The sequence below is a fragment of the Floccifex sp. genome (assembly GCF_051873495.1).
Taxonomy (GTDB): domain Bacteria; phylum Bacillota_I; class Bacilli_A; order Erysipelotrichales; family Erysipelotrichaceae; genus Floccifex.
Window position 1 is genome coordinate 1 of record NZ_JBJEEX010000112.1, and the last position, 5,426, is coordinate 5,426.

Sequence of the window (5,426 nt, forward strand, 5' to 3'; positions counted from 1 at the left end):
CCAAAGGCTGATATATATAATAATGTATTGGCCAAGAAGAAAAAGGAGATAGACAAAATCATCAATGGTCTTCTTGCTGATGAAGATTTTGTGATGACAGTGCCAGTCTTACGAAGTATCCTCAACGGCACATACAAACAAGAATTGGAGCAACAAAAAGGGAGGGTGTCATTTGTCGATGAAGTACTGGACTACAACAAATCCTTGTATGCAGATGTGGTCGGTGAAAATACTTCGGCGTCAATAGTTATACTTTCAGATTTTTTTTGTAATTTTGCGTCATGCAATGCAAAGCAATCTGACAAATGGCCATAAAAGGATAATACATTTCAACCAGATAGGAACTTCTTTATAGTCGCATATAGGCTAGGTCGCCAGTCAGAACTATTAAGAAATTATTAATAAATCTATGTAACTAACATAGTTAAATACAATGGAGCTGTTAGACTATCAAATTGTATGCATACACAACAATATAGGGAACGCTAGTATTAAAGATTTTCAAGAAACAGAGAATATCGAAAAATATACTAAGGAGTTGTTGACCAGGGCAATGGCTCAACAAGACAGACGGTATAAATTTAATGAGAATAAGCGTACTACACGAGACCGCATTCTAAGTATCGCAGCGAATAAATCGATTGGAGAATTAGGCCTTGAGTTAGGGAATGATCTTGCTAACACAGAAAAGAATAAAAACGAAGAAATTAAGCAACTTAATACGCAGATACCAATTGGTGTCATGATTGTTGCTTACGGAACACATAATAATAAAGAGTTCGTCTTGCTGTTAAAATCAGATTATGATCAATTTATTTCCGAAGCAACTGGTGTTATACAATCAGGATTATCTCTGAAAAATCAGATTTATAAGACCTGCCAGTTTATTGTAAATAGAAACGAACAGGAAGTTGAAATTTCTGAAATTACGACTTCTGATTCTTCTAAACGTCAAAGTGAATATTGGCATAAAGATTTTTTGGAGCTAAATCCTGTTTATTCAGATACAGAAAACACCGACAAAGCCTATTCACTAATAAACAGAAATATCCTGAAACCACTGCAAAAGGATTCTCCAAGTGATCATAGGACAATTAAACAACTTACGGTTGGATATTTTCGTCAATCAGGCATTTTCGATATTGACTATTTTCGGGATGAAATAATCGGGAAATATCAACCTCAAGAGCCGGATAAAGTAAATATTGAGAAGTTAAAGTCGAAGATTGACAGAATCAAGGATTCAAAATCGTTTGATCCCGTCTTTACAAAAGACACTTCTGTTGTAAAAGATCGTATTAAAGGCTCTTACAAACTTACAGATGAAATGGATTTGAAGGTGAAATGCGATTTCCCTAATCCTCAAAATATTATTCTCCCATACGAAGAAGATGGAAGGAAAGGCGTTACAATAATCTCAGATCGTGGCTATAATTTCGCACAGGACATCAGAATAAATAAATTGTAATAAGGGATGAATAACGTTTTTGACATCATAACTATATTCTCTGGACGCTATACTCAGATTGTGGCTAAGTGTACCGAAGATTTCTATGGTCTGTCTTTGTTATACCAAGCGGATTCCCTCAAGGAGCTAATTCCGCAGGATGGAATTGATATTACAATTCCTTCAAGAGATGTTCTGTCAATTAATATCTACGACTCAGCTGAGATTGACGATGACGTTGTCCTTAAATACAGTTCATTAAACAATAATTGGGGTGAATTCATTCAAGGTTACGTTCATTTAGACAAAACTATCAAGCGATTAATAAAATTTAACATTTCAAAAGGAACACTTGAGCAAGAACATTCAATATATCGTTTTGATCTTTTTCGCTCATATTTAGAATCGGGCAATCCTTTTTCTATACTGGGACAGTTATGTAAATTCTTAAATTCAGGCACATGTGTATTTGAATTTCAGGAAGACCATATTACCTCATTTGTCACATCTACATTTCATTTTCATGGGAAAGGAAAGAAGATAATTCAAACTAGTTCCGAAAAATCAACCTATGAAAGAAATCGTCGCATCGATAAGGCCAGTTTTTTGTGCTCTTCGTCTCAATTTAAGGGCTCGCTTTTGCCAGACGACATATTTCCTGTAGCATCTGAGAATATATTTTTAAAGCAATATTTTGATAAATTATCAACGCTGTATTCGTTATGCTTTTTACTAGATTATACTCATACAGAACAAGACTGTTTATTATTTAAATTGAATGGATTTAAATCCATCGCAGGTAAATGGAGCCTTAACAAAGAAGTTGACGCAAATACGACTAAAATAATTAATCAGATCTATACATGGGTATATAATGGCGGTGATATTGACGATAAAATTCTTATTATTAGAAATATACTGTCATTAAATATCGACGCATCTTCTTTGGTTTTGCATTCAAATACGTTCGACGCCATTCTCTCCAATTATAAGATTTATCAGAAAGAAAATGTGCGTCAATATTTGGATCTGAGAAATAACATTGTAAAAGATATTCAAAACTATCAGGATTCTATACTTCGCGCTATTGATAATTTTGAGGACAACTTTAAGAAAATATCTATTACACTTCTATCTTTCTTCTTTATTTCGATAATCTTATCAATATTATCTTTCTCGCTATCTTCAAATCAGCACATTCCTGATGCCGTTATTTTGTGCTGTATTGCAATCAGTATAGTTTCTTTATTATATTATGATAAAGAAAAAAAATGGCTCAATGAAAGAATCGAGCATTTAGAGACAAGATTTAAGTCAAATAGAAAATATTACGAAGATTTATTGGGCGAGGAGGAACTTGTGAGTTTCTTCAAGGACAACAACGAAACTGCAAAAGAGGGTAAATACAGAGACAAAAGGATTAAAGAGTTTTCTAATCTTTGGAGAGTTTCCTCTCTTGTAATTTTATCATTTCTTATAGTAATATTGGTTGTGAATCACATTCAGCCATTACAAGAAATTTTTAATCTGTTGAAAAATTTAATCAAATATTAGTATTCTGATTATAAAACATGGGTTAGCAGATTTCCTTTGCTGAACTCCAAAAAATAGACTAATTTTGTTTTATGGAACTACAATATAAAAACGATAAAAGATATTTCGATATATTCCTTACGCCTCTTAAGGAATGTCAAAACTACCGACCCAAATTTGGTCATTCAACAGCAGAAGGATATAATTTAGAGCAATTCCTTGAATTATACCGGAGTGATCCCTTTTACAAATGGATCGGCCTTGATTCTCCATATATGTTTGCAGCACACAAGGCCGCAGGAGGTATGACATCCATATATCGTCAAATAGGAATTGGTTGTGAACGCCTTTTAAGAGCTATAATTGTAGATTCATTGGGATATGAAAGCGAGGGCCAAGCTTTTTGGTCTTACAAAACAAAAACAAAAGCAGGTAAAGAGAAAACACTCTATTTAGATAGTTTTATAAATCTAAAGGAAATCTCTGACAAAAAAATACGAACTAATGTTGAGAATTGGATGAAAGAATTCTCCAAACAGCACAACATTAAAAAAAGACAATTTGAAGGAATCGTTTTCGAAATTCGTCAGGGGTATAAAAGTAAAGACAGCAAACGACAAAATGCAGATATAGATAATGCAACAGTAGCATATGCAAACAATCTCATCCCGGTATTTGCCATATTCTCATCTCAAATTGACGATGATATCGTATTGCGTTACACGAATAACAAATGTGGCATTTTAACAGGGAATTTGTCTGAAAGCCCTTATGTGTCTCTTTATGCTTTTTGCAAGGAAATTCTGAATTATAATTTAGCATTGTTCTTCGAGAGGAACTCTGCATCAATTAGACAATCAATACAAAATATTCTCAAAGGATTATTATCTGTTTAAATGGCAAAAAACAAGGACTATACATTCAAGTATAATCAAAATCTTGGCCGACATGGTTGGTTAAGATTAACTCCTGCGTACTCTGTGAAATTAGTTGAAGAAATTCTCGGAGAAGATAATTTGTTCTCCAAAAAGAAAATTTCTTCAGGAACTGTTTTTGATCCATTTTGCGGAACTGCAACAACTGGCATCGTTGCGGCAGAATATGGCTTAAATTCCATGTTATACGAAATTAATCCTTTCCTATATTGGTTTTCAACAGCTAAAAGCCAAAACTATAGTTCTGTTGATATAGATGATCAACTCACACATATAAAGGAAAGCCTAAATAGTGACCATTATAAAGAATACTGCAAGTCCTGGATTCCTCCAATGAAAAATATAGAACGCTGGTGGGATTCTATCACTCTTGAACATCTTGGGAAACTACATGAGTTCCTTTTTGAAGAACTTGGCGGGCCAACAATTCGCTCAAGTGTTTCGAATTTGGCGTGGATTTCCTTTGCCAGACTTATAATAGAAAGCTCTGCTGCTGATTTCGGTCATATATCCGTATCATTTAAAGAGACTTGTAACTCTTATGAAGAAACTGAAATATTGTCACTTTTTATTAAATCACTTGAATATATTTCAGATTCTGCGAAACATTCTTTAAAAGGCAATGTTAAAATCATCTCAGGAGATTCGAGAAATGTTTGCCTTGATGAAAAAGTAAATTATGTGATTACGTCTCCTCCTTATCCTAATAGAATAAGTTATATCCGAGAACTTCGTCCATATATGTATTGGCTCGGTTTCTTAAATTCTGGAGAGGAGGCAGGAGAATTGGACTGGGCCGCAATAGGTGGTACTTGGGGTAGCGCCACAAGCAAATTATCTACTTGGAAATGTGATACAAGTTGGTCAAAACCAGCTTGCCTAACAGATGCTGTAAATAAGATTAGAGAATCTGATTCAAAAAATGGAAAAACTCTTGCTCAGTACGTACTTAAATTCTTTTATGACATATATTTGCATTTTAAGAATTTAATTAAAAATCTTGAGAACGGATGCGAATTATATTACATTTTAGGGAACTCGTCTTTTTATGGTAATATGGTTCACACAGATTTAATTATTTGCGAAATCATGAAATCTCTCGGATATAAGAATCCTGTAGCAAAGGTTATCCGGAAACGAAATTCAAAAAAAGAACTATTTGAATTCCAAATCGAAGCGACATGGCACACCTAACTCATGTGACAATAGCATTTCATCGCCTTTTATAGCAAAGTTTGCTTGTCTAATCCCGGTAAATTGAACTAACTTACTGAATAACAATTCGCTCTGGTTTCTTCAACGAAGACGAATACTAAACCATAAATTTACATATAGCATACTGACTACCAGCCGTATAAGCAACTAAAATTTGTTTGTATGGCTGATGTATTATTGTCTGAAATAGCCGAATTTGTTTGTGAAAAATATTATTGCTGTCCGATTAAAGTTGACGGGCGCAACGATATCTTGCTTGGCTGCTGATTATACGGCGGTCGAGTCTGATTTTTTGA

Annotated in this window: 5 protein-coding genes; all 5 read left to right on the plus strand. The window is 33.9% G+C overall.

Annotated features, from left to right (window positions below; translation table 11 throughout):
- Positions 1-315 (plus strand): hypothetical protein (locus ACI313_RS06480; protein WP_439755585.1); only part of this gene is annotated, 315 nt, incomplete at its 5' end.
- Positions 316-553: 238 nt separating this feature from the next.
- Complete coding sequence (locus ACI313_RS06485; RefSeq protein WP_439755586.1) at positions 554-1,468, plus strand: hypothetical protein; 915 nt, start codon at positions 554-556, stop codon at positions 1,466-1,468.
- A gap of 60 nt (positions 1,469-1,528) precedes the next feature.
- On the plus strand, positions 1,529-3,001 hold the full coding sequence (locus ACI313_RS06490; RefSeq protein WP_439755587.1) for a hypothetical protein: 1,473 nt from the start codon (positions 1,529-1,531) through the stop codon (positions 2,999-3,001).
- 71 nt (positions 3,002-3,072) lie between these two features.
- Complete coding sequence (locus tag ACI313_RS06495; protein WP_439755588.1) at positions 3,073-3,876, plus strand: hypothetical protein; 804 nt, start codon at positions 3,073-3,075, stop codon at positions 3,874-3,876.
- Positions 3,877-5,109 carry a hypothetical protein gene (locus ACI313_RS06500; protein ID WP_439755589.1) on the plus strand — a complete coding sequence of 411 codons (1,233 nt, stop codon included), beginning with the start codon at positions 3,877-3,879 and terminating at the stop codon, positions 5,107-5,109.
- Positions 5,110-5,426 lie beyond the last annotated feature (317 nt).

Coding starts and splice junctions, on each gene's coding strand:
- ACI313_RS06485 (WP_439755586.1), top strand. CDS start 554: ATGGCTCAACAAGACAGACGGTATAAATTTAATGAGAATAAGCGTACT.
- ACI313_RS06495 (WP_439755588.1), top strand. CDS start 3,073: ATGGAACTACAATATAAAAACGATAAAAGATATTTCGATATATTCCTT.
- ACI313_RS06500 (WP_439755589.1), top strand. CDS start 3,877: ATGGCAAAAAACAAGGACTATACATTCAAGTATAATCAAAATCTTGGC.